Origin of the sequence: Paenibacillus pasadenensis, from assembly GCF_023715725.1 — a bacterium.
In the GTDB taxonomy this organism is placed as follows: Bacteria; Bacillota; Bacilli; order Paenibacillales; family Paenibacillaceae; genus Paenibacillus_O; species Paenibacillus_O pasadenensis_A.
The window spans coordinates 299,674-319,580 of sequence record NZ_JAMBOT010000001.1 but is presented as its reverse complement, the minus strand read 5'-3'; the positions used below and the strand labels follow the sequence as shown (position 1 = coordinate 319,580).

The following is a 19,907-nucleotide window of genomic DNA, read 5'->3' as shown; positions in this document are numbered from 1 at the left end:
CTTTGAAGGAGGACGCCAAAATGGCCGATTCACTTGTCATTGTCGAATCACCGGCAAAAGCGAAGACGATTGGCAAATATTTGGGAAGCAAATTTATCGTTAAAGCCTCCATGGGCCATATCCGCGATTTGCCGAAAAGCCAAATCGGCGTCGAAGTCGAGAACGATTTTAATCCCAAATACATTACAATTCGGGGCAAAGGCTCCGTACTGAAAGAATTGAAGGAAGCCAGCAAAAAAGTTAAAAAAGTTTATCTCGCGGCTGACCCGGATCGCGAAGGGGAAGCTATTGCCTGGCATTTGGCGCACTATCTGGATCTGAACGAAACGGATAGCTGCCGGGTCGTATTTAATGAAATTACGAAACAAGCCGTTAAGGATGCCTTCAAAACACCGCGTAAAATTGACATGGATCTCGTCAACGCCCAACAGGCACGCCGTATTCTGGACCGTCTCGTCGGTTACAAAATCAGTCCGCTGCTCTGGAAAAAGGTCAAAAAGGGCCTGTCCGCCGGACGCGTTCAATCGGTAGCGGTAAAGCTGATCAGCGACCGGGAAAACGAGATCGAGGCGTTCATTCCAGAGGAGTACTGGTCAATTACGGCCGGGCTGCAAAAGGGCAAATCGGCTTTTGAAGCCAAGTTCCATTCCTTCCGGGGAGATAAGTCGGAGCTGCGCAGCGAAGCGGAAGTAACGATTGTGCTGGATGCGATTAAAGGCGAAAGCTTTACCATTGCGGAAGTGAAGGAGAAAGAGCGTCTGCGTAATCCGGCGCCTCCTTTCATTACAAGCTCCCTGCAACAGGAAGCGGCACGCAAGCTCGGTTTCCGCGCTTCCAAAACGATGTCGGTTGCTCAGCAGCTGTACGAGGGCGTAGATTTGGGCAAAGAAGGAACCGCCGGTCTGATTACCTATATGAGAACGGACTCCACGAGGATTTCTCCGGTCGCCCAAGAGGAAACAAAAGAGTTCATCGTCGGCAAATACGGTCCGGATTATTATCCCGAGCAGCCGCGCGTTTATTTAAAAAAGAACTCCAACGCCCAGGACGCCCATGAAGCGATCCGCCCGACCTCGATGGCTTGGGAGCCGGATGCGGTCAAGGAGTTCCTCAGCCGCGACCAATACCGTCTTTACAAGCTTGTATGGGAACGTTATGTCGCGAGCCAAATGAGCTCCGCTGTACTGGATACGATGACGGTCGACATGAAGGTTGGAGAAGCTGTTTTCCGCGCATCCGGTTCCAAAGTGAAGTTCCCGGGGTTCATGAAAGTGTACGTTGAGGGCAATGACGACGGCACGACCGAAGAGGATAAATTCCTTCCGGCGATGGAGCCGGGAGATACTATCAAGGCGGAATCCATCGAGCCGAAGCAGCATTTCACCCAGCCGCCGCCGCGTTATACGGAAGCGCGTCTTGTTCGTACGCTGGAGGAGCTTGGCATCGGGCGTCCGAGTACGTATGCGCCAACGCTGGAAACGATTCAGAAGCGCGGTTATGTCGCCATTGAGGAGAAAAAGTTCATTCCGACCGAGCTTGGTGAGCTTGTTATCCAGCTTATGGAAGAGTTTTTCCCCGAAATTCTCGACGCCGAGTTTACCGCGCATATGGAAGGCGACCTCGACCATGTTGAAGAGGGCAAGGAAGATTGGGTGAAGGTGTTAGCCCAATTTTACGAATCCTTTGAAAAGCGGCTTGAAGTTGCTGAAGAAGAGATGAAGGAAGTTGAGCTGCAGGACGAGGTTTCCGATGAAGTATGCGAGAAATGCGGAATGCCGATGGTCTACAAAATGGGCCGTTTCGGCAAGTTCCTCGCCTGCTCCGGTTTCCCTGACTGCCGCAATACAAAGCCGATCGTCAAAAATATCGGCGTACCTTGCCCGAAATGCGCGGAAGGCCAAATTATCGAGCGGCGCAGCAAAAAAGGCCGCATCTTTTATGGCTGCGATCAGTATCCGGGCTGCGATTACGTATCCTGGGACCGTCCAGCCGGCAAGCCATGTCCGGAATGCAACGCAATGCTCGTCATCAAGCGCAACAAAACCGGTGCGCGGTATCAATGCCCTTCCTGTGACTTTAACGAAGAGCTGCCGGAAGATCATGAATTAGGATAACAGCGGTCGGTCGGGAGCGGAGAGCGGGTAAGCCCATGGCTTTCCGCTTTCGTTCCGTTGTTCCCGAATTGGAACTAGAGAAAGAGAGGAATCATCATTGTCTTCTACTCCCCATGTAACCGTAATCGGAGCCGGCTTGGCCGGAAGCGAGGCGGCTTGGCAAATTGCTTCGCAAGGCGTTCCCGTTAAGCTATATGAAATGCGCCCCGTCAAGCAGACCCCTGCCCACCATACGGAAAAGTTTGCCGAGCTTGTTTGCAGCAACAGCTTGAGAGCCAACGGCTTAACTAATGCCGTAGGCGTACTTAAAGAAGAGATGCGGCAGCTCAATTCGCTCATTCTTGGCGCCGCCGACCGCAACGCCGTCCCTGCAGGCGGTGCGCTTGCCGTGGACCGCGACGGATTTTCGGGAGAGGTAACCGGCACACTGCGCAATCATCCGCTTATTACTGTTCATAACGAAGAGATTACAGACATCCCTGCAGACGGCATTACGATCATCGCTACCGGTCCGCTCACAGCTCCGTCGCTGTCCGGCGCTATCAAAGAGCTCATGGGCGAAGAGTATTTTTATTTTTATGATGCAGCCGCTCCTATTGTTGAAAAAGATTCCATAGATATGGATAAGGTGTATTTGGCTTCCCGCTACGATAAAGGTGAGGCGGCTTACCTGAACTGTCCGATGAGCGAGGAGGAATTCGAGCGATTCCACGAAGCGCTTATAACGGCGGAGACGGCGGCGCTGAAGGAATTTGAGAAGGAAGTATACTTCGAAGGCTGCATGCCGATCGAAGTTCTCGCCCAGCGCGGCAAACAGACGGTGCTGTTTGGTCCGATGAAGCCGGTTGGTCTGATTGACCCGCGAACCGGCAAGCTGCCGCATGCGGTCATTCAGCTGCGTCAGGACAATGCAGCCGGCACGCTGTACAACCTGGTCGGATTTCAGACTCATCTCAAATGGGGAGAGCAAAAGCGCGTCTTTTCACTCATTCCCGGCCTGGAAAACGCCGAGTTTGTTCGTTATGGCGTCATGCACCGGAATACGTTCATCAATTCGCCAAAGCTGCTTGAGGCTACGTATCAGTTCAAGGGGCGCGACAATCTATTTTTTGCGGGCCAGATGACAGGTGTGGAAGGTTATGTGGAGTCGGCGGCATCCGGTCTGCTGGCCGGCTTGAACGCAGGCCGATTGGCAAAAGGTTTGGAGCCGCTTGTGCTGCCGCAGGAAACCGCTCTTGGCAGCATGGCTCAGTATATTACAACGGCCGATTTCCGCCATTTCCAGCCGATGAACGCCAACTTTGGTCTTTTTCCGCCGCTTGAGAAGCGTATCCGCAACAAAAAAGAAAAGAACGAGTCGATCGCTAACCGCGCGCTTGCCGCGCTGGAGCAGTTTAAACGGGAGCGCCTCGGAGCCGAATAGTTGGCGGCCAGCGCCGAGAAGGAGGAGAATTCCGTGGAAATGCAGTTTCACGCAACGACGATCTGCGCCGTCCGCCATAACGGAAAAGGCGCGATTGCGGGGGATGGACAGGTTACGTTCGGCAACAGCATGATCATGAAAGGTTCCGCCAAAAAAGTAAGGCGTCTTTACCGCGGTCAGGTAGCCGCAGGCTTTGCGGGCTCGGTTGCGGACGCTATTACGCTGTTCGAAAAGTTCGAAAGCAAGCTGGAGGAGCATCACGGCAATTTGCAGCGGGCGGCGGTGGAGCTGGCGAAGGAATGGCGCTCCGACCGTGTGCTGCGAAGGCTGGAGGCGATGCTGCTCGTCATGGACAGCTCCGGTCTTCTGCTCATTTCCGGCAATGGCGAGGTCATTGAGCCGGATGACGGGATTCTGGCTATTGGCTCCGGCGGCAGCTTTGCGCTGGCGGCGGCAAGAGCGCTCAAAAAACACGCTCCAGACATGAGCGCTAGAGATATGGCTCAGGCGGCGCTGGAAACGGCTGCCGAAATTTGCGTATTTACGAATCACAGCATCATTGTGGAAGAAGTCTAGCCGTCCCGGCGAGGGTGAAATCACGAATGAGAAGGAGTGAGCCTGATGAAGGAAGCTATGACTCCGCGTCAAATCGTCGCTGAATTGGACAAATATATCGTCGGACAAAAGCAGGCCAAACGATCGGTAGCCGTTGCGCTGCGCAACCGCTACCGCCGCAGCCGTCTTGAAGAAAGCCTGCGCGATGAGATCGTGCCCAAAAATATTTTGATGATCGGCCCTACGGGAGTCGGCAAAACCGAAATTGCCCGCAGGCTGGCCAAGCTGGTCGGCGCTCCTTTTGTCAAGGTGGAGGCAACCAAATTTACCGAGGTCGGTTATGTCGGCCGCGATGTGGAAGCAATGGTCCGCGATTTGGTGGAAGTCGCTATTCGCATGGTTAAATCCGAGCGTATGGAAAAGGTGAAGGATAAAGCGGAGGAGCTTGCCAACGAACGTCTCGTTGAGCTGCTCGTTCCTTCGCCTGTAAAAGCAAAAAGCGGCAAAAACCCGCTCGAAATGCTGTTTGGCGGCGGCGGGCGGGAAGAGGAAGCCGAAGATAAATCGTCGGAGCCGGAGCTTGCAGCCAAACGCCAGGCAGTCCGCGCCAAGCTGTTAGCCGGAGAGCTGGAGAAAGATATGCTGGAGCTCGATGTTGAGGATACTTCGCCGACGATGATGGATATGCTCGGCGGCCAAGGCAACGAGATGATGGGCATGAATATGCAGGAGCTGATGGGGCAGTTCATGCCGAAGCGGACCAAGCGCCGCAAGCTCAGCGTGAAGGAAGCCCGCAAGGTGCTGACGCAGGAGGAAGCCGGAAAGCTGATCGATATGGATGATGTCATTGCGGAGTCGGTTAACCGTGCCGAGCAGTCCGGCATCATATTCCTTGATGAAATCGATAAAATCGCCAGCCCGTCCAAAGGCTCCGGGCCGGATGTATCCCGCGAAGGCGTACAGCGGGACATTTTGCCCATCGTCGAGGGCTCGACGATTATGACCAAATACGGCGCAGTCAAAACGGATTATATGCTGTTTATCGCGGCAGGCGCATTCCATGTATCCAAACCGGCGGATCTGATACCCGAGCTGCAGGGGCGTTTTCCAATCCGGGTGGAGCTTACCTCGCTTAGTCTGGATGATTTCATCCAGATTTTGAAGGAGCCTAAAAACGCTTTAACCAAGCAATATACCGCGCTGCTTGCAACCGAGGGAATCGATATATCGTTTTCGGATGAAGCGATTGCAGAGCTTGCGTCCATTGCTGCGGAGGTAAACCGCAATACGGAAAACATCGGGGCGCGCAGGCTGCATACGATTTTGGAAAAGCTGCTGGAAGATCTTTCGTTTGAGGCGCCAGATTTGACGCTGGAGAGCCTGCTTATTACACCGGAGTATGTTAGGGAGAAGCTTGGTTCAATCGCTCAGAACCGCGATCTGAGCCAGTACATTTTATAGCAACGCAAGAGGTTTCGGGGGGCAACTATTAATCATGACTTTATTGACGAAAACAAGAACGATGAACAGACTGCTGCAAAGGGCCGCAGGCAAAGCCTTGAGCTTCAGGGAAATGGCCGAGGTGCTCAGCTCGGTTATACAGGCGAACATATTTGTTGTCAGCCGCAGAGGCAAAATTCTCGGCTGCGCGGCGGTGGACCGTTTCGACCATGATCAGTTCCGAAATCTCGCGTCGGAGGAGCTGCGTTTTCCGAATGACAGCAACGACCGGTTTCTGGCAACGAACGAACCGGCTACCAATGTAGAGCCCGATCCGGGCATCGCGTCTGTATTTCCGTTTATGGGAACGCAGGAGATCATGTGTGTCGTTCCTGTGACAGGCGGAGGGGACCGGCTCGGAACGGTTGTGCTATCCCGTCCTAACGGAGCTTTTGACGACGACGATCTGATTCTCGCCGAATATGGATCGACGATTGTAGGGATGGAGATTTTGCGCGAGCGTGCAGAGGAAATCGCTCTGGAGGCAAGAAGCCGCGCGGTAGTCGCTGTTGCCATGGGCTCGCTTTCGTTCAGCGAGATGGAGGCGGTGGAGCATATTTTTGAAGAGCTGGAGGGCAAAGAGGGTCTTCTGGTCGCCTCCAAAATTGCAGACCGGGTCGGAATTACTAGATCCGTGATAGTTAACGCGCTACGCAAACTTGAAAGTGCTGGAGTCATCGAAACGCGATCACTTGGGATGAAAGGGACCTACATCCGTATCCTAAATCCACAACTTTTGGAAGAATTAAGAAAATTAAAGAGTTGATTGGGGGACAATAGTCCCATATTAGCCCTATCTTTATATAAAGATAGGGCTTTTTTCTCATTGTAATAAATATGGAAATTTAGGAAGATAAGCGTGTCGGCAAATCTCGACATTAGTTTCTCATTTTTTTAATTTTCTCTGTCGAAGAAAGCAGGAATGGAGAAAGGTTTGTTGAATAAGAGATACGAGAAATTCGTCGGAAAGTGGTGAAATTGGGTTGAATGTCTTGGGAGGCGCGGATTTTAACAGGCTTGTCGGGGCGATGAAGGCTGCCGAATCGAGGCAGCAAATTATATCGGATAATATTTCCAATTCGGATACTCCGAATTTTAAGCGTTCCGAGCTCGTATTCGAGGAGCTGCTTGCCGAGCAGATGGATGAGTCTGGTAGTAGGTCTTTGGTGGGTAAAAGGACAAATGAAAGGCATTTCCAAATAGGACTTTCGAACCAATTACCTCAAGCGAGACTAGTAACGGATGAGACCTCGGTCATAAACAACAACGGCAGCAACGTTGATATTGATCGTGAAATGGCGCTGCAGGCCAAAAATCAGCTCCGCTACAATTCTTACATTCAGCAGATCAATCATGAAATCTCGATGCTGCGCATGGCGATGGACGGGAGAGGATAATCGATGAAACTGACAAACGGCTTCGACATTAGCGCGTCCGCGCTGACAGCGCAAAGATTGCGCATGGATGTAATTTCATCGAATATCGCAAACGCCGAAACAACGCGCGGATCATTTGTAAATGGAGAATTTCAGCCTTACAAACGCAAGATGGTTGTGATGGAGCCGATGAAACAGGGCAGCTTTGCATCGATGCTTCAGGACGAAATGGGCGGCAAAAACCAGGGAGTCAAGGTTGCAGGAATTATCGAGGACAAGACGCCAGAAAAGCTCGTCTACAATCCAACCCATCCTGACGCGGATGCGAGCGGATATGTGCGGATGCCGAACGTCGATGTAACAAAAGAAATGGTCGACATGATCTCGGCGTCGCGTTCGTATGAGGCAAACGTCACCGCGTTAAATGCGACGAAGGCCATGTTCGTTAAAGCGCTCGAAATCGGCAAATAGAGAGGAGCGGCCTTAAATGATTCAACCGTTATCGCTAACTCAAGTCGGACAGTCGCTTCCGCTCACGAATGCACCTAAGCCGATGCAAGCGACACCAAGTGAGCTTACGGAAAGCTTTTCGAGCATGCTGAAGAGCGCGCTGGACAGCGTAAGCGCACAGGAGCAGAACGTACATAAGGTCAATAATCAGTTTCTGATAGGCAATGCGGATATCTCGGAAGTGATGATAGCCGCGCAGCAGGCGCAATTAAATCTCCAGCTCGTGACGCAGGTCCGGAACAAAGCTGTGGAAGCTTATCAGGAAATCATGCGCATGCAATTCTAGGGCTGAGCATCAAGCAACAGCAATCTGCGGGGTGGAATAGTGAACGAAACAGTAGCCCGTTACCGTGCCTCGATGAAAAATTACTGGGGCGCGATGGGGAAAAAACAGAAGATTTGGCTCGGAGCCACGCTTGGAGTGCTGCTGCTGACGATCATCCTGCTAACAGCAATCCTTTCCAAAACACAATACGAAACCGTATTTAACGAGCTGGACACAACGGATGCCCAAGCCATTATGACTTATCTGGACAGCAGCAATATTGCCTACAAGCTTGAAAATGCCGGTTCTTCCATAGCGGTTCCAAGCAGCGACGCTGACCGGGTAAGAGTCGGGGCGGGTTCGCAAGGTTTAGTGCAAAACGGTTCTATGGGCTTTGAAGCATTCAGCGCAAGCTCATCGCAATTCGGTATGACCGACAATGAATTCAACGTCCGGTACAAAAATGCATTAAACGGCGAAATTCAACAGCTGTTAAATGCGATGCAGGGCGTCTCCTCTAGCAAGGTTGTTGTCAATCTTCCGAAGGAAAGCGTATTTGCCCAGCCGGATGAGGGCTCAGGCGCCTCGGTATCCGTAGTCATGAAATTTAAGCCCGGCTTCAGACCGAGCCAAGATGAAATCGACGGATATTTTAATCTGGTGAAAACCTCTGTCCCTAACCTCAAGGTTGAAGATATTACCATTACAAGTCCTCAAGGAGAATTAACGCCTTCCTCTAAGGCTGGCGGCGCTTTGGCCGGTACGGGCAGCGCAGATTCCCAGTTCCAGATTAAAAAGAAGTACGAGGCGGAGCTAAAACGCAACATTGAACAGTTCCTCGGTCCAATGCTTGGAAGCGAAAATCTCGTTGTAAGTGTTACGAGCAGCCTCAACTTTGATCAGACGAACCGAGTTGAAGATCTTGTCAAGCCTCTCGATGACAATAACAACAACGGCATCGTGGTCAGCCAGCAGGAAGAAAGCGAAAGCTCGGAAGGCTCAAACGGCAGCGTCGGCGGTGTAGCCGGAACGGGAGAAACCGATGTTCCAGGTTATTCTTCCACGGACGGAGCTAACAGCACAACCGAGAAAAATTCCCGCACGACTAACTACGATGTAAACCGGATCAAAAACACCGTTGTCGGAGGTCCATACTCCGTCAAAGATTTGAGCATTAGCGTAGGCTTGCCTACTAATCTATTAAACCCGGAAACTCAAAATCAAATCACTCAATATTTAACTTCCTTTGTACGTTCGCAATTAATTGATTCCGGACAAGACGTAAGTAATGACGCGCTGATCTCCAAAAAAGTTTCGGTAATTGGACAAAACTTTGCCGGATCGGGCGGAAGCCTTGGGGCTGCAGGTTTGTCCGCCGGATGGATTGCCGCAATCGCAGTTGCAGCCGCAGCTTTGATTGGCGGAATTATCCTCGCTATCCGCAGGCGCCGCCGCAACGCGGAGGAAGAGTTCGTAGAAGAGCTCCCGCCAAGGGTCGAGTATCCATCGATTAACCTGGACAGCATGAACAACGACAGTCAGGTCCGCAAAAATCTTGAAACTCTCGCCAAGCGCAAGCCGGATGAGTTCGTCAACCTTCTTCGCACCTGGCTGGTAGAAGAATAGGAGGGCTTTCGTGGCTAAAGCGATGCAAACTTTAACTGGCCGACAAAAGGCCGCCATACTGCTCATTACGCTGGGGCCGGAAGTTTCTGCACAAATATTCAAAAACCTGCGGGAGGAAGAAATCGAGCAGTTGACGCTCGAAATCGCCAATGTCCGCAAGGTGGACAGCTCTGAGAGAGATTCCATCATGAGCGAGTTCTATCAAATCTGTCTCGCGCAGGAGTATATCTCGCAGGGCGGTATCGCTTATGCGAAAGATATTCTTGAAAAAGCGCTCGGCGCGCAAAAAGCCCAAGAGGTGCTCGGACGGCTCACCGCAACGCTTCAGGTCAGGCCGTTTGATTTCGCCCGTAAGGCGGAGCCGACCCAAATTCTTAACTTCATTCAGAACGAAAATCCGCAAACGATCGCTCTCGTTCTTTCGTACTTGCAGCCGGAGCAAGCCTCTCACATTCTGTCTTCGCTGCCACAGGACAAACAGGCAGAAGTTGCCCGCCGTGTTGCGCTGATGGACAGCACCTCACCCGAGGTTATCTCGCAGGTGGAGCGGGTGCTGGAGCAAAAGCTGTCGGCAACCGTTACCCAGGATTACACCAATGCGGGGGGAATCGATTCCATCGTTCAGATCCTCAACGGCGTCGACCGCGGCACGGAGCGTACGATTTTGGACTCGCTGGAAATTCAGGATCCCGAGCTGGCCGAAGAAATCAAAAAACGCATGTTCGTCTTCGAGGATATCGTCAACATCGACAACCGTTCGATTCAACGAATTATCCGCGATATCGAAAACTCAGATTTGCAGCTCGCCCTCAAGGTGGCAAGCGAGGAAGTGCGGGAAGCGATATTCCGCAACATGTCCAAGCGTATGGCCGAAACCTTCAAGGAAGAGATGGAGTTCATGGGCCCAGTGCGGCTGCGTGATGTCGAAGAGGCTCAAACCCGCATCGTAGCGACGATTCGCAGGCTGGAGGAATCCGGAGACATCATCATCGCCCGCGGCGGAGGAGATGACATTATTGTCTAATCTGATCAAGTCCTCCTATGTTGTCCCCAACCAAGAGCATCAGCGACTGGAGCGGTTCTACAGCCGCCCGGCGGCGGGCCAGCAGGAACGGGTTGCACATTCCGAGCTGGATCCGGAGTTTTTCCAGCCTCGCATCGATGCAGCCGCGGAAGCGCTGCGCAAGCAGATTCTGGCTGATGCCCAAAGCGTCGCCGACGAAACGATCGCCGATGCGGCGAAACGGTCGGAGGAGCTGCTGGAGCAGTCCCGGGAAGAAGCGGACCAATGGTGGCATGCGCGCCGCGCGGACGATGAACATCTGATTCAGGAGCTCCGCAGCACAGGTTACGACGAAGGGTTTCAGCTTGGCCGCCAGGAAGCGGAGGATGAGCTGAAACGGCAATGGGAGCAGCGCATTCAGGAATCAGCTGCAATGCTGGAATCCGCCTATCGGATGAGGGAGCAGATAATCCAGGAAGCGGAGCCTTTCCTTATTGAATTGAGCTGCAGCATTGCCGAAAAGCTTGTCGGAGCTCAGCTTACGCTTGAGCCTTCGATGGCAGCCGACCTTGTAAGACGAGCGTTATCCCGGCGCAAGGAACATGGCGTTATCGTGCTCTGCGTAGCTCCTTCACAGCTGGCAGCGGTGCAGGCTGCCAGAGATGAGCTGGAGCTGTCGATTGACTCGCAGGCCGAGCTTCAGATATTGCCTGACGCATCGGTTAAAGATCACGGCTGCGTCATCCGCTCCGCCTTCGGCAGCATCGATGCCCGCATCGATACTCAGCTCGCTGAAATTAAACGGGAGCTTGTCCAGCTGGCCCAGCAGCGCGACGTGCAGGAGGCTCAATCATGAACGGGCTGTCCGCCGCCAAATACATCGAGCATCTTGCCGGCATCGATCCGGTCCGCGTGAACGGAAAGGTGACGCAGGTCATCGGCTTAACCGTGGAAAGCGAAGGCCCGGATGCCGGAATCGGCGATATTTGCCACATCTATCCCGGTAAAGGCGCTCCGCCGCTCATGGCCGAAGTAGTCGGCTTCCGTGACAATCGGCTCGTGCTCATGCCGCTTGGCGATCTGGATGCGATCGGTCCGGGCTGTGATGTCGTCGGAACGGGCAAACCGCTCACCGTGCAGGTTGGCTCCGAGCTGCTTGGCAAAGTGCTGGACGGCCTGGGAAGGCCGCTGGACGGCAGTTTCATTCCGAGCCGGATGGTGAGATATCCAACGACAGCGCCTCCGAGCAATCCGCTGTTCCGTCCGCGTGTCAAAGAGCCGCTAGGCATCGGAGTGCGGGCCATTGACGGCCTTCTGACTGTCGGACAGGGACAGCGCGTCGGCATTTTTGCCGGCTCAGGAGTTGGCAAGAGCACTCTTCTCGGCATGATCGCCCGAAATACGGCGGCTGATGTTAACGTCATCGCGCTTATCGGCGAGCGGGGCAGAGAGGTTCTCGAATTCATTGAGAAGGATCTCGGACCCGAAGGCTTGGCCCGTTCGGTCGTTATCGTTGCTACCTCGGACCAGCCGGCGCTTATCCGCATTAAAGGAGCCGTCATCGCTACGACGATCGCAGAGTATTTCCGGGACCGGGGCCTGAATGTCATGCTAATGATGGACTCAGTCACACGGTACGCGATGGCGCAGCGCGAAGTTGGGCTTGCCGTCGGGGAACCGCCGGCAACGAGGGGATATACCCCATCGGTGTTCGCCGGGCTGCCGAAGCTGCTCGAGAGAGCAGGCACGGGGCCGACGGGTTCCATTACGGCATTTTACACCGTTCTCGTTGACGGCGACGATATGAACGAGCCGGTAGCAGACGCCGTGCGCGGCATTCTGGACGGACATATCGTGCTCAGCCGCGATCTTGCCCATAAGGGACATTTTCCGGCGATCGACGTCCTTAGCTCCGTCAGCCGTGTCATGAACGAGATTGTGGACGAAGAACACCGCAGCGCAGCATCGGAGCTCAAAAAGCTGCTTGCTGTATATAGAGATTCGGAAGACCTGATCAATATAGGGGCGTACCAGAGCGGATCAAATCCGGAAATTGACGAAGCGATCTCGCAAATCGGCGTTATTCACGCCTTTACAAGGCAAAAGACGAACGAAAAGGCCGATTACAAGGAGACGCTGGAGCTGCTTATGAATCAATTTAACGGGGGCTGACAGAGCAGATGATGGCATTCCGATACACCTACCAGAGCATCGTCAATCTCAAAAAAAGCGAGACGACGCAAGCGGAGTGGGTGCTGACCGCAGCGGTCAGCCAGCTCAAAGCGGAGGAAATGTCGCTTGAAGAGCTCCGCAGCCAGCGCAAGCAATGGGAGGAAAGGCTGATCGGCCTTGGCGAACAGGGCAGCACGCTTGTGGAGCTGCAGCAAATTCAGTATTTTATCCGGCATCTGGATAAGTGCATCGGCGCCAAAGAGAAAATGGTGCGTGCGGCCGAGCATGAGGTGCTTAACTCGCGCCATAAGCTTTCTGAACGTAAAGTGCAGGAAAACATTTGGCTGAAATCCAAGGACAAGGCTTGGCATAAGTTCAGATCCGCCATGCTGGCGGTGGAGCAAGCCGAATTGGATGAGATTGCTGTCCAGCGGCATGCGCGAGCGGCTCAGCTGTAGTCAGGGCATCGGAATTCGGAAGCAGGCATACGGGAAAGCGCGCAAGTGCGGTGCCCCCGGGAGGGATGACAAGTGGCAAAAGATGATTTGGAAAAGCAAGGCTACAGCGGCATGGAGAAATTTCTCTTTTTTGTGACTCCGCTGCTGTTCACAATCGTTCTCGTCATGGTTCTGTTTATCGTATTCAATCCATCTTTAAGGGAGCGGATGATCGATGCAGGACGCGATATTCCCGTGGTAGGAGCATTGCTGCCGCAGGCAAAGGGCAGCGAGAATACGCCTCCGGCCAATACGAGAGAGCTTGACCGCAAACAGTTGGCGAGCCTGCAGGCAGAGCTGCAGGATGCCAAAGGCAAGCTGACGACGGCGACGGATGAAAAAACTCAGCTGGAAGCACAGATAAAATCGCTGCAAGACCAGATTGACACTCTTATTAAGAGCGGCGAGGAAGAAAAGCTGAGCGCAGAGCAGTATCAGAGCAAAATCGAAGAGCTGGCGGGGATGTTCGCTTCCATGACCGCGAGCAAAGCCGCGCCGATTCTTCAGAACATGACGCTTGAGGAATCGGTCCTGATTCTGGGTTCGATGGACTCTAGAGCGCAAGGCGCAATTTTGGCCAAAATGGATCCGAAGCGAGCGGCTGAAACGGCAGCACGCATGAAAGACGACGAGCCTGTTAAAGACCAGCAGCTCGCTGCACTGCAATCGAGGCTTCAGCTGGAAGGCACCTCATCCACAAACACATCGACCATTTTGAGCCAGGAGCAGCTGACCAAAACGTTTGAAAGCATGAGCGCTGCCCAGGCGGCTCCGCTGCTGCTCAAAATGGCGGATGTCAGCCCGAGCAAGGTTCTGCGCATTCTTGGTGCGGTTAGCGACGGGGCTCGCTCTACTATTGTAGGCGAGATGTCGAACCTGGACGAGGATACGACCTCTCAGCTTGTTGCCAAGCTGATGGCAGGCAAATAAAGGGGGCTCAGCGCATGGATATGGCAGTATCACAGCCGGTTGCACAACCGGCAAGCTCAGGGGCCGTCTCCGGATCGGCTGCCGCAAGACAGGCAGGTGCAACCACAGGCGCATCTGGGCAATCGTTTCAGCAGGTGATGGGCAGCGTTCAGACTTCAACTGCCGGGGGGGCGCAAGGCCTGGACGCTGCGGCGGCGCAAAATTCAGCAGCAGCCGGCGACGGCTCTGCACAGGCTGCAGCGGCGGCGCTGCTCCAAGCGGCGCAAAGTCTGTTAGCCGGCGTGCAGGAAAACGGTGCAACCGCTCCCGCAGCAGGTGAAGCCGTAGTAAATGCTCCGGCCGCAACAGGTGAAGCCGCTGCGGCGGAGCAGGCACCGGTTATTGATTCGGATGATTTGCTCCAACAGCTTGGAGAGCTTCTGGACCAGCTGTTTGCAGATGGCGAAGAGCAGCTGGAGCTGTCGCAGCAAGAGTGGCAGTCCGCAGCGTCCGAGCTGAGCGCTTTGCTCGCACTGCTTGGGCTTCCAGTCCAACAGCTGCTTGTTGCACAAGGCGGAGAGTCAGCCGATGGGCTGGACATCAGCGGAGCCGGCGCCGCAGGCAGCGGGGCCAAAGGGGCCGTTGTAGAGTCGCTGCTCATGCTGAGCCAGGCGCTTGAGGCCGGCAAGGAGCTCAAAATCGGCAATCAGGCTGCAGCAGGCACCATTCAGCAGCAGCTTGGCAAGCTGGAATCGCTGCTAAAAGGCGGTCCAAATGCCGTTGACGGCGATAAACTTTCGCCAATTGAAGGGCAGGGCGCTCTAGGCAAAGGCACTGCGGCTAACGCACCTGCGGCAGCAGCTCTTCTTGCTCGGATGAACGCATCCTCGGTGCATGTCCGGGCAGCGGTTGAAGCTCAGCAAAGCACTCCATCTGCACCAGCAGCAGGAGGCGTTGAAGCTGGAGCAGCCGCTGGCGCAAATGCACCGGCGGCTGCGCCGCAAGAGCAGATTCAGAGCTTTGTTGCCGTAAACGGCAGCTCAGCGCCGGGAACCGTTTCTAACGCGGCGGCTCCTGCGGCAGCTGTTCCAGTAGTGAATGTGCACAAGTTTGCCGAGGAAATGGGCGGGCTCATGCTGCAAAAGCTGAGCATTACATCGTCAGATCAGGCGGCTGAAGCTAGAATCGTGCTTAACCCGGAGCATCTGGGTCAGGTTGACATTAAGCTTTATATGCAGAATGGACATCTAACGGCAACATTCCTCGCCGATACGCCTGCAGCAAGAGAAGCGATTGAAAACCAGCTGGCTCAGTTAAGGCAAACGCTGCAGCTGCAGGGCATTCAGGTAGAGCGGATGGAGGTTAGCAGCCAGCTTCAGGCGAGCCTGTCCTTCGGACAGCAGGGACAGAGCGGAGGCCAGCAGCGCCAGGGCTCTGCCGGAGATAGAGCGGCATCGGAGGAATCGGCTGTCAGAGAGGCCGACGCTGCTGTGCAAACGGCGATCCGCGAGCTTGGCTTTGGACGGGCGGTTAACGCTACGGCCTAATCGAAAACGGGAGATGAGCTTATGGCTTCTGGCGGAGTAAACAACAACAACAACTCCATTTACCCTTACATCAGTCAAAAAAACGCCAGCGCGGGATCAACCACGATGGACAACTCCACGCTGGGCAAAGACGCGTTTCTGCAGCTGCTTGTGGCCCAGCTTAAATATCAGGACCCGCTCAAACCGGCCGACAATACAACTTACATCGCCCAGCTGGCGCAATTCTCCTCTGTTGAGCAGCTGACGAACATTTCCGGCCAGTTGAACGTGCAAGGCCAGAATCTGGGACTTACTTCCGATCTGATCGGCAAGACGGTCCAATGGGATGTATACGATGCGGCCGGCAAGCTCACGTCGGAAAGCGGAATTGTAGAATCGATTATTTTGAAAGACGGACGGCAATACATCGTGTCTGGCGGCAAAAACGTACCGATCGACGCGCTGAAGCAGGTCGGTGACGAAACCGGGAATGGAAACGAGTCCGGCGGGGAAGAAGAAGCGCCGGCACCCGATGAAGCGCTGGTTTAACTACTAAATCTATCTAATGGAGGCAAACAACAATGCTTAGATCGATGTATTCGGGAGTATCCGGCATGCGCGGTTTCCAAACGAAACTGGACGTAATCGGCAACAATATCGCCAACGTGAATACGGTAGGCTTCAAGTCCGGCCGTGTCATGTTCCAAGACATCCTCAGCCAGACCGTAGCGGGAGCAAGCCAAGCGGAGGAAGGTGTGCGCGGCGGCAAAAATGCTCAGCAAGTTGGTCTTGGCGTTACCGTCTCTTCGGTGGATGCGGTTCATACGGCGGGCAGCGCAATGACAACAAACGTTCCAACCGATCTGCGCATCGACGGCGATGGATTTTTCGCGGTTCGTCCTGCAGGGATGGAAGACGGGTTTTATCTGACCCGCGCCGGCAACTTCACCGTTGACGCCGCTGGCCAGCTCGTTACCGCAGACGGAGGACTGGTGCTCAGCTCCGACGGCGAGCCGATCTCGCTGGCTGAAGTCAGCGCCTACTCCATCGGTAAAGATGGCGTCATAACGGGCATCAATGCTGACGGTACTACCGGAGATGCGATTGCTACAATCGGCGTTGTTCAGGTGCAGAACCCGAACGGTCTGGAAAAAATGGGCTCAAATCTGTACCGTGCAACGGTCAACTCCGGTCTGGAGGAACTGGCAATCGGAATTCCGGGAGATCCGGAGACGGGAAGCGGCACAATTGTTGCCGGCCAGCTGGAAATGTCCAATGTCGATCTGACGAGCGAATTCACGGAAATGATTGTCGCTCAGCGCGGTTTCCAATCGAATTCCCGCATTATCACTACTTCCGACGAAATTTTGCAGGAGCTTGTCAACCTGAAGCGTTAATCATAGCGGCTAACGCTCCGGTCCCCGCGTAATTGCCGTTTGGCGGTTGCGCGGCGGTTAACGGTCAGGAGGGATAACGATGATCCAAGTTACACGATTGAACGGCAGCAAGCTTGTTATCAACGCTTTGCTGATCGAGCTGATCGAAGAGACGCCGGATACGCTCATTACGATGACCACCGGCAAAAAAATGGTCATTCAGGAATCAGCCGAGGTGCTGGTAGGCCGCATCGTCGACTATCAGCGCGCCATTGGACTAACGGCCGCTTTCGTGAAGGGCGCAGCGACGGAGGAATAACCGCATGAAAAAAATGCTTCCCTGGTTGATTACGACCTTGCTGGCAATATCTTTGATTGCCGTAGTGGCTGTTTTTCTATACAACTCCATTCTAGGAAGCCCGGAGGAAAAAACGGCAGAGGGCAAAACAGCCGCAGCTTCGGTTAAACAGATGAGCGCCGAGGAACGGCTGGCCGTAACGCTGGAGCTTAAGGACATCAAACGCAACTTAAAGGGCGATGAAAAGCTCGTCATGATTAATTTCGCTTTTCAGCTGGACAAGAAAAAGGCGAAGGAAGAGCTTGACCAGATCAAGGATATCGCCGTCAAACCGATTATTAACCGCATTCTTGCGGACACGACCGCCGAGGAGCTGCAAGGCTCAAAAGGACAGGACGCGCTAGAAGCAAAGCTGCTCAACGAGGTCAACAAGATTTTGCCGGAAGGTAAACTGGTCAAAGTGTCGATAACCGACTATCTTCTGACCGACATTTAATCCCACGGCATCAGGCAAGGAGGTGAGAGAGAGTGGTAGATGTACTGTCCCAAAATGAAATTGACGCGCTGCTGGCCGCGCTTTCTTCGGGCGAGATGGATGCAGAAGAGCTGAAAAAGGAAGAAAGCCAGAAAAAAATCCGTTCCTACGATTTTAAGCGCGCTGTACGGTTCTCCAAGGATCATATTCGCAGCTTGACCCGTATACACGAGAATTTTGCCCGCTTCCTGACCACTTATTTTTCCGCTCAGCTGCGGACGTTCGTGCAAATAAGCGTCGTACAGGTAGAGCAGCTTCCATATGACGAATTTATTCGTTCCATCCCAAAAATGACGATTTTGAACATTTTTGAAGCCGAGCCGCTGGAAGGCCGAATGGTGCTGGAGGTTCACCCTAACGTTGCGTATGCGATGGTGGACCGCGTGTTGGGAGGTTCTGGAACGGCCCCGTCCAAAATCGGCGCTCTGACGGAAATCGAAACGATGATTATGGAGAAAATTTTCAGCCGCGCGTTTGAGAGTTTGCAGGAAGCCTGGAAAACGGTCATCGACATTTCTCCAAGGATGGATTCGCTGGAAACGAATCCGCAGTTCATGCAAATTGTATCGCCAAACGAAACAATCGCTCTCATCTCGCTAAGCACTAAAATCGGCGACACGACGGGCATGATCAACTTATGTATCCCGCATGTCGTCATCGAGCCGATCATGCCGAGGCTTTCCGTGCATCACTGGTTCGTGTCCCAGAAAAAATCCAGAGTTCCCGAAGAAGTGGAAATGCTGGAGCAGCGGGTACATAAGGCGAAGCTTCCCATTATCGCTGAGCTTGGCGAATCTTCCATCACTGTCCGCGAGTTTATGAGTCTTGCGGCAGGCGATGTCATTTCCCTGAAAAAGCCCGTGGGCGAGGGACTCCACATCAAGGTTGGAGAAAAGCTGAAGTTTATCGGCAGCCCGGGGTCGGTCCGTGACCGGCTTGCGGTCCAGGTCGACGAGATCGTAAGTGAAGGAGCGGATGAAGACTATGACGAGTAAGGATTATTTGTCCCAGGAGGAAATCGATGCGCTGCTTCGGCAGAGCTCGGGCGAATCCGAACCGCCGTCGGCGGGCGAGGACAAAATTGAACATTTTTTAACCGGCATTGAGCAGGATGCGCTTGGCGAGATCGGCAACATTACGTTTGGCAGCGCAGCTACGGCGCTTTCGACGCTGCTGGGCCGCAAAGTGGATATCACGACTCCTCAGGTGTCGCTGATTCGCCGCTCGGAGCTCGGTGACGAGTTTCCTAAACCGCATGTAGCTGTATCGGTCAGTTATGTGGAAGGATTCGAAGGCATCAACTCGCTCGTAATCAAAACGAGAGATGCCGGAGTCATTGCGGACCTGATGCTTGGCGGAGAAGGAATCGCTAATAATCCGGAGCTGACGGATATTCATATCAGCGCGGTTCAGGAAGCGATGAACCAGATGATGGGCTCGTCCGCGACGTCCATGTCAACGATTTTCAACCGGATGGTGAACATTTCGCCGCCGGGAATCGACATTCTCGATGTTGAGCAAGGGGGCGGCCTTCAGCAGCTTCCGCCGGAAGATGTGTTTATCAAAATCAGCTTCCGTCTCATGATTGGCGATTTGATCGATTCCACGATTATGCAGCTGCTTCCGGTTGCATTTGCAAAACAGATGGTAGATTCGCTTATGGGAGGCTCCGGTTCCGAAGAGGCGGCAGCGGCAGCTCCTTCCGCACCGGCACCAGCAGCACCGGCAGCACCTGCTGCCGAACCGGCCTATACGGCGCCTGCAGCCCATGAGCCGGCACCGACGCAAATGGCCCCTCAGTATCAGCAGCCGTATCCAGATCCAATGGCGCCAGCCGCAGCGGCAGGCCCGCAAACGTTTGGAACGCCTGTCGGCCGCAACGTCAGCGTACAGCCGGTTCAATTTGGAGGCTTCCAAAACACCGGATTTGACCGTCCGGACGAGACAAATCTCGGACTGCTGCTTGATATTCCGCTTAAAGTAACTGTTGAGCTGGGCAGAACGCAAAAGCAGATCAAAGACATTTTGGAGTTATCCCAAGGCTCGATTATCGAGCTGGATAAACTTGCAGGCGAGCCGGTTGATATTTTAGTTAACAACAAGTTAATTGCAAAAGGCGAAGTTGTCGTCATAGACGAGAATTTTGGTGTCCGGGTGACCGATATTGTCAGCCAATGGGACCGCATCGCAAAAATTCAGTAACTTACATCCTGGGAGGAAAT

The 19,907-nt window shown here is 53.8% G+C and carries 21 protein-coding genes; all 21 read left to right on the top strand.

Features of this window, described 5'->3' with window-relative positions; genetic code table 11:
* Positions 1-20: 20 nt before the first annotated feature.
* Entirely contained in the window at positions 21-2,114 is a 2,094-nt protein-coding gene (gene topA / locus M3223_RS01490) for a type I DNA topoisomerase (protein ID WP_251558240.1), read from the top strand.
* A 97-nt stretch (positions 2,115-2,211) separates the two neighbouring features.
* Positions 2,212-3,537 (top strand): FADH(2)-oxidizing methylenetetrahydrofolate--tRNA-(uracil(54)-C(5))-methyltransferase TrmFO, encoded by a 1,326-nt coding sequence (gene trmFO / locus M3223_RS01485; RefSeq protein WP_251558238.1) that lies wholly within the window; start codon positions 2,212-2,214, stop codon positions 3,535-3,537.
* Positions 3,538-3,570: 33 nt separating this feature from the next.
* Entirely contained in the window at positions 3,571-4,113 is a 543-nt protein-coding gene (gene hslV / locus M3223_RS01480; protein WP_353057659.1) for an ATP-dependent protease subunit HslV, read from the top strand.
* A gap of 45 nt (positions 4,114-4,158) precedes the next feature.
* Positions 4,159-5,553 (top strand): ATP-dependent protease ATPase subunit HslU, encoded by a 1,395-nt coding sequence (gene hslU / locus M3223_RS01475; RefSeq protein WP_251558236.1) that lies wholly within the window; start codon positions 4,159-4,161, stop codon positions 5,551-5,553.
* 34 nt (positions 5,554-5,587) lie between these two features.
* Positions 5,588-6,358 (top strand): GTP-sensing pleiotropic transcriptional regulator CodY, encoded by a 771-nt coding sequence (gene codY, locus M3223_RS01470; protein WP_251558233.1) that lies wholly within the window; start codon positions 5,588-5,590, stop codon positions 6,356-6,358.
* Between the two features lie 217 nt (positions 6,359-6,575).
* Positions 6,576-6,989 (top strand): flagellar basal body rod protein FlgB, encoded by a 414-nt coding sequence (gene flgB / locus M3223_RS01465; RefSeq protein ID WP_251558231.1) that lies wholly within the window; start codon positions 6,576-6,578, stop codon positions 6,987-6,989.
* Positions 6,990-6,992: 3 nt separating this feature from the next.
* Positions 6,993-7,439: a flagellar basal body rod protein FlgC gene (gene flgC, locus M3223_RS01460; protein WP_251558229.1), complete on the top strand. Its 447-nt coding sequence runs from the start codon at positions 6,993-6,995 to the stop codon at positions 7,437-7,439.
* Between the two features lie 16 nt (positions 7,440-7,455).
* Complete coding sequence (gene fliE / locus M3223_RS01455) at positions 7,456-7,764, top strand: flagellar hook-basal body complex protein FliE (protein WP_251558226.1); 309 nt, start codon at positions 7,456-7,458, stop codon at positions 7,762-7,764.
* A gap of 39 nt (positions 7,765-7,803) precedes the next feature.
* Positions 7,804-9,369: a flagellar basal-body MS-ring/collar protein FliF gene (fliF, locus tag M3223_RS01450; protein ID WP_251558224.1), complete on the top strand. Its 1,566-nt coding sequence runs from the start codon at positions 7,804-7,806 to the stop codon at positions 9,367-9,369.
* Positions 9,370-9,391: 22 nt separating this feature from the next.
* A complete protein-coding gene (fliG, locus tag M3223_RS01445; protein WP_285891117.1) occupies positions 9,392-10,393 on the top strand; it encodes a flagellar motor switch protein FliG in 1,002 nt (333 codons plus the stop codon).
* Positions 10,386-11,228: a FliH/SctL family protein gene (locus tag M3223_RS01440; RefSeq protein ID WP_251558220.1), complete on the top strand. Its 843-nt coding sequence runs from the start codon at positions 10,386-10,388 to the stop codon at positions 11,226-11,228. The genes fliG and M3223_RS01440 overlap by 8 nt, the downstream gene beginning before the upstream one ends.
* Complete coding sequence (fliI, locus tag M3223_RS01435) at positions 11,225-12,544, top strand: flagellar protein export ATPase FliI (protein WP_251558218.1); 1,320 nt, start codon at positions 11,225-11,227, stop codon at positions 12,542-12,544. The genes M3223_RS01440 and fliI overlap by 4 nt, the downstream gene beginning before the upstream one ends.
* A gap of 8 nt (positions 12,545-12,552) precedes the next feature.
* The gene (fliJ, locus tag M3223_RS01430) at positions 12,553-13,002 is read left to right on the top strand and encodes a flagellar export protein FliJ (RefSeq protein ID WP_251558216.1); all 450 of its coding nucleotides are present in this window, start codon (positions 12,553-12,555) and stop codon (positions 13,000-13,002) included.
* 72 nt (positions 13,003-13,074) lie between these two features.
* Positions 13,075-13,971 carry a MotE family protein gene (locus tag M3223_RS01425; RefSeq protein WP_251558214.1) on the top strand — a complete coding sequence of 299 codons (897 nt, stop codon included), beginning with the start codon at positions 13,075-13,077 and terminating at the stop codon, positions 13,969-13,971.
* 14 nt (positions 13,972-13,985) lie between these two features.
* Positions 13,986-15,497 carry a flagellar hook-length control protein FliK gene (locus M3223_RS01420; RefSeq protein ID WP_251558213.1) on the top strand — a complete coding sequence of 504 codons (1,512 nt, stop codon included), beginning with the start codon at positions 13,986-13,988 and terminating at the stop codon, positions 15,495-15,497.
* A gap of 21 nt (positions 15,498-15,518) precedes the next feature.
* The gene (locus tag M3223_RS01415) at positions 15,519-16,025 is read left to right on the top strand and encodes a flagellar hook capping FlgD N-terminal domain-containing protein (protein WP_251558211.1); all 507 of its coding nucleotides are present in this window, start codon (positions 15,519-15,521) and stop codon (positions 16,023-16,025) included.
* Positions 16,026-16,057: 32 nt separating this feature from the next.
* Positions 16,058-16,873, top strand: coding sequence for a flagellar basal body rod protein FlgG (gene flgG / locus M3223_RS01410; RefSeq protein ID WP_251558209.1), 816 nt, complete (start codon positions 16,058-16,060; stop codon positions 16,871-16,873).
* Positions 16,874-16,952: 79 nt separating this feature from the next.
* Positions 16,953-17,171 (top strand): flagellar FlbD family protein, encoded by a 219-nt coding sequence (locus M3223_RS01405; RefSeq protein WP_251558207.1) that lies wholly within the window; start codon positions 16,953-16,955, stop codon positions 17,169-17,171.
* A 4-nt stretch (positions 17,172-17,175) separates the two neighbouring features.
* A complete protein-coding gene (locus tag M3223_RS01400) occupies positions 17,176-17,646 on the top strand; it encodes a flagellar basal body-associated FliL family protein (protein ID WP_251558206.1) in 471 nt (156 codons plus the stop codon).
* Positions 17,647-17,678: 32 nt separating this feature from the next.
* Positions 17,679-18,680, top strand: a complete 1,002-nt coding sequence (fliM, locus tag M3223_RS01395) for a flagellar motor switch protein FliM (protein WP_251558203.1) — start codon at positions 17,679-17,681, stop codon at positions 18,678-18,680.
* Positions 18,670-19,887 (top strand): flagellar motor switch phosphatase FliY, encoded by a 1,218-nt coding sequence (gene fliY / locus M3223_RS01390; protein WP_251558201.1) that lies wholly within the window; start codon positions 18,670-18,672, stop codon positions 19,885-19,887. The genes fliM and fliY overlap by 11 nt, the downstream gene beginning before the upstream one ends.
* The last annotated feature ends 20 nt before the right edge of the window (positions 19,888-19,907 follow it).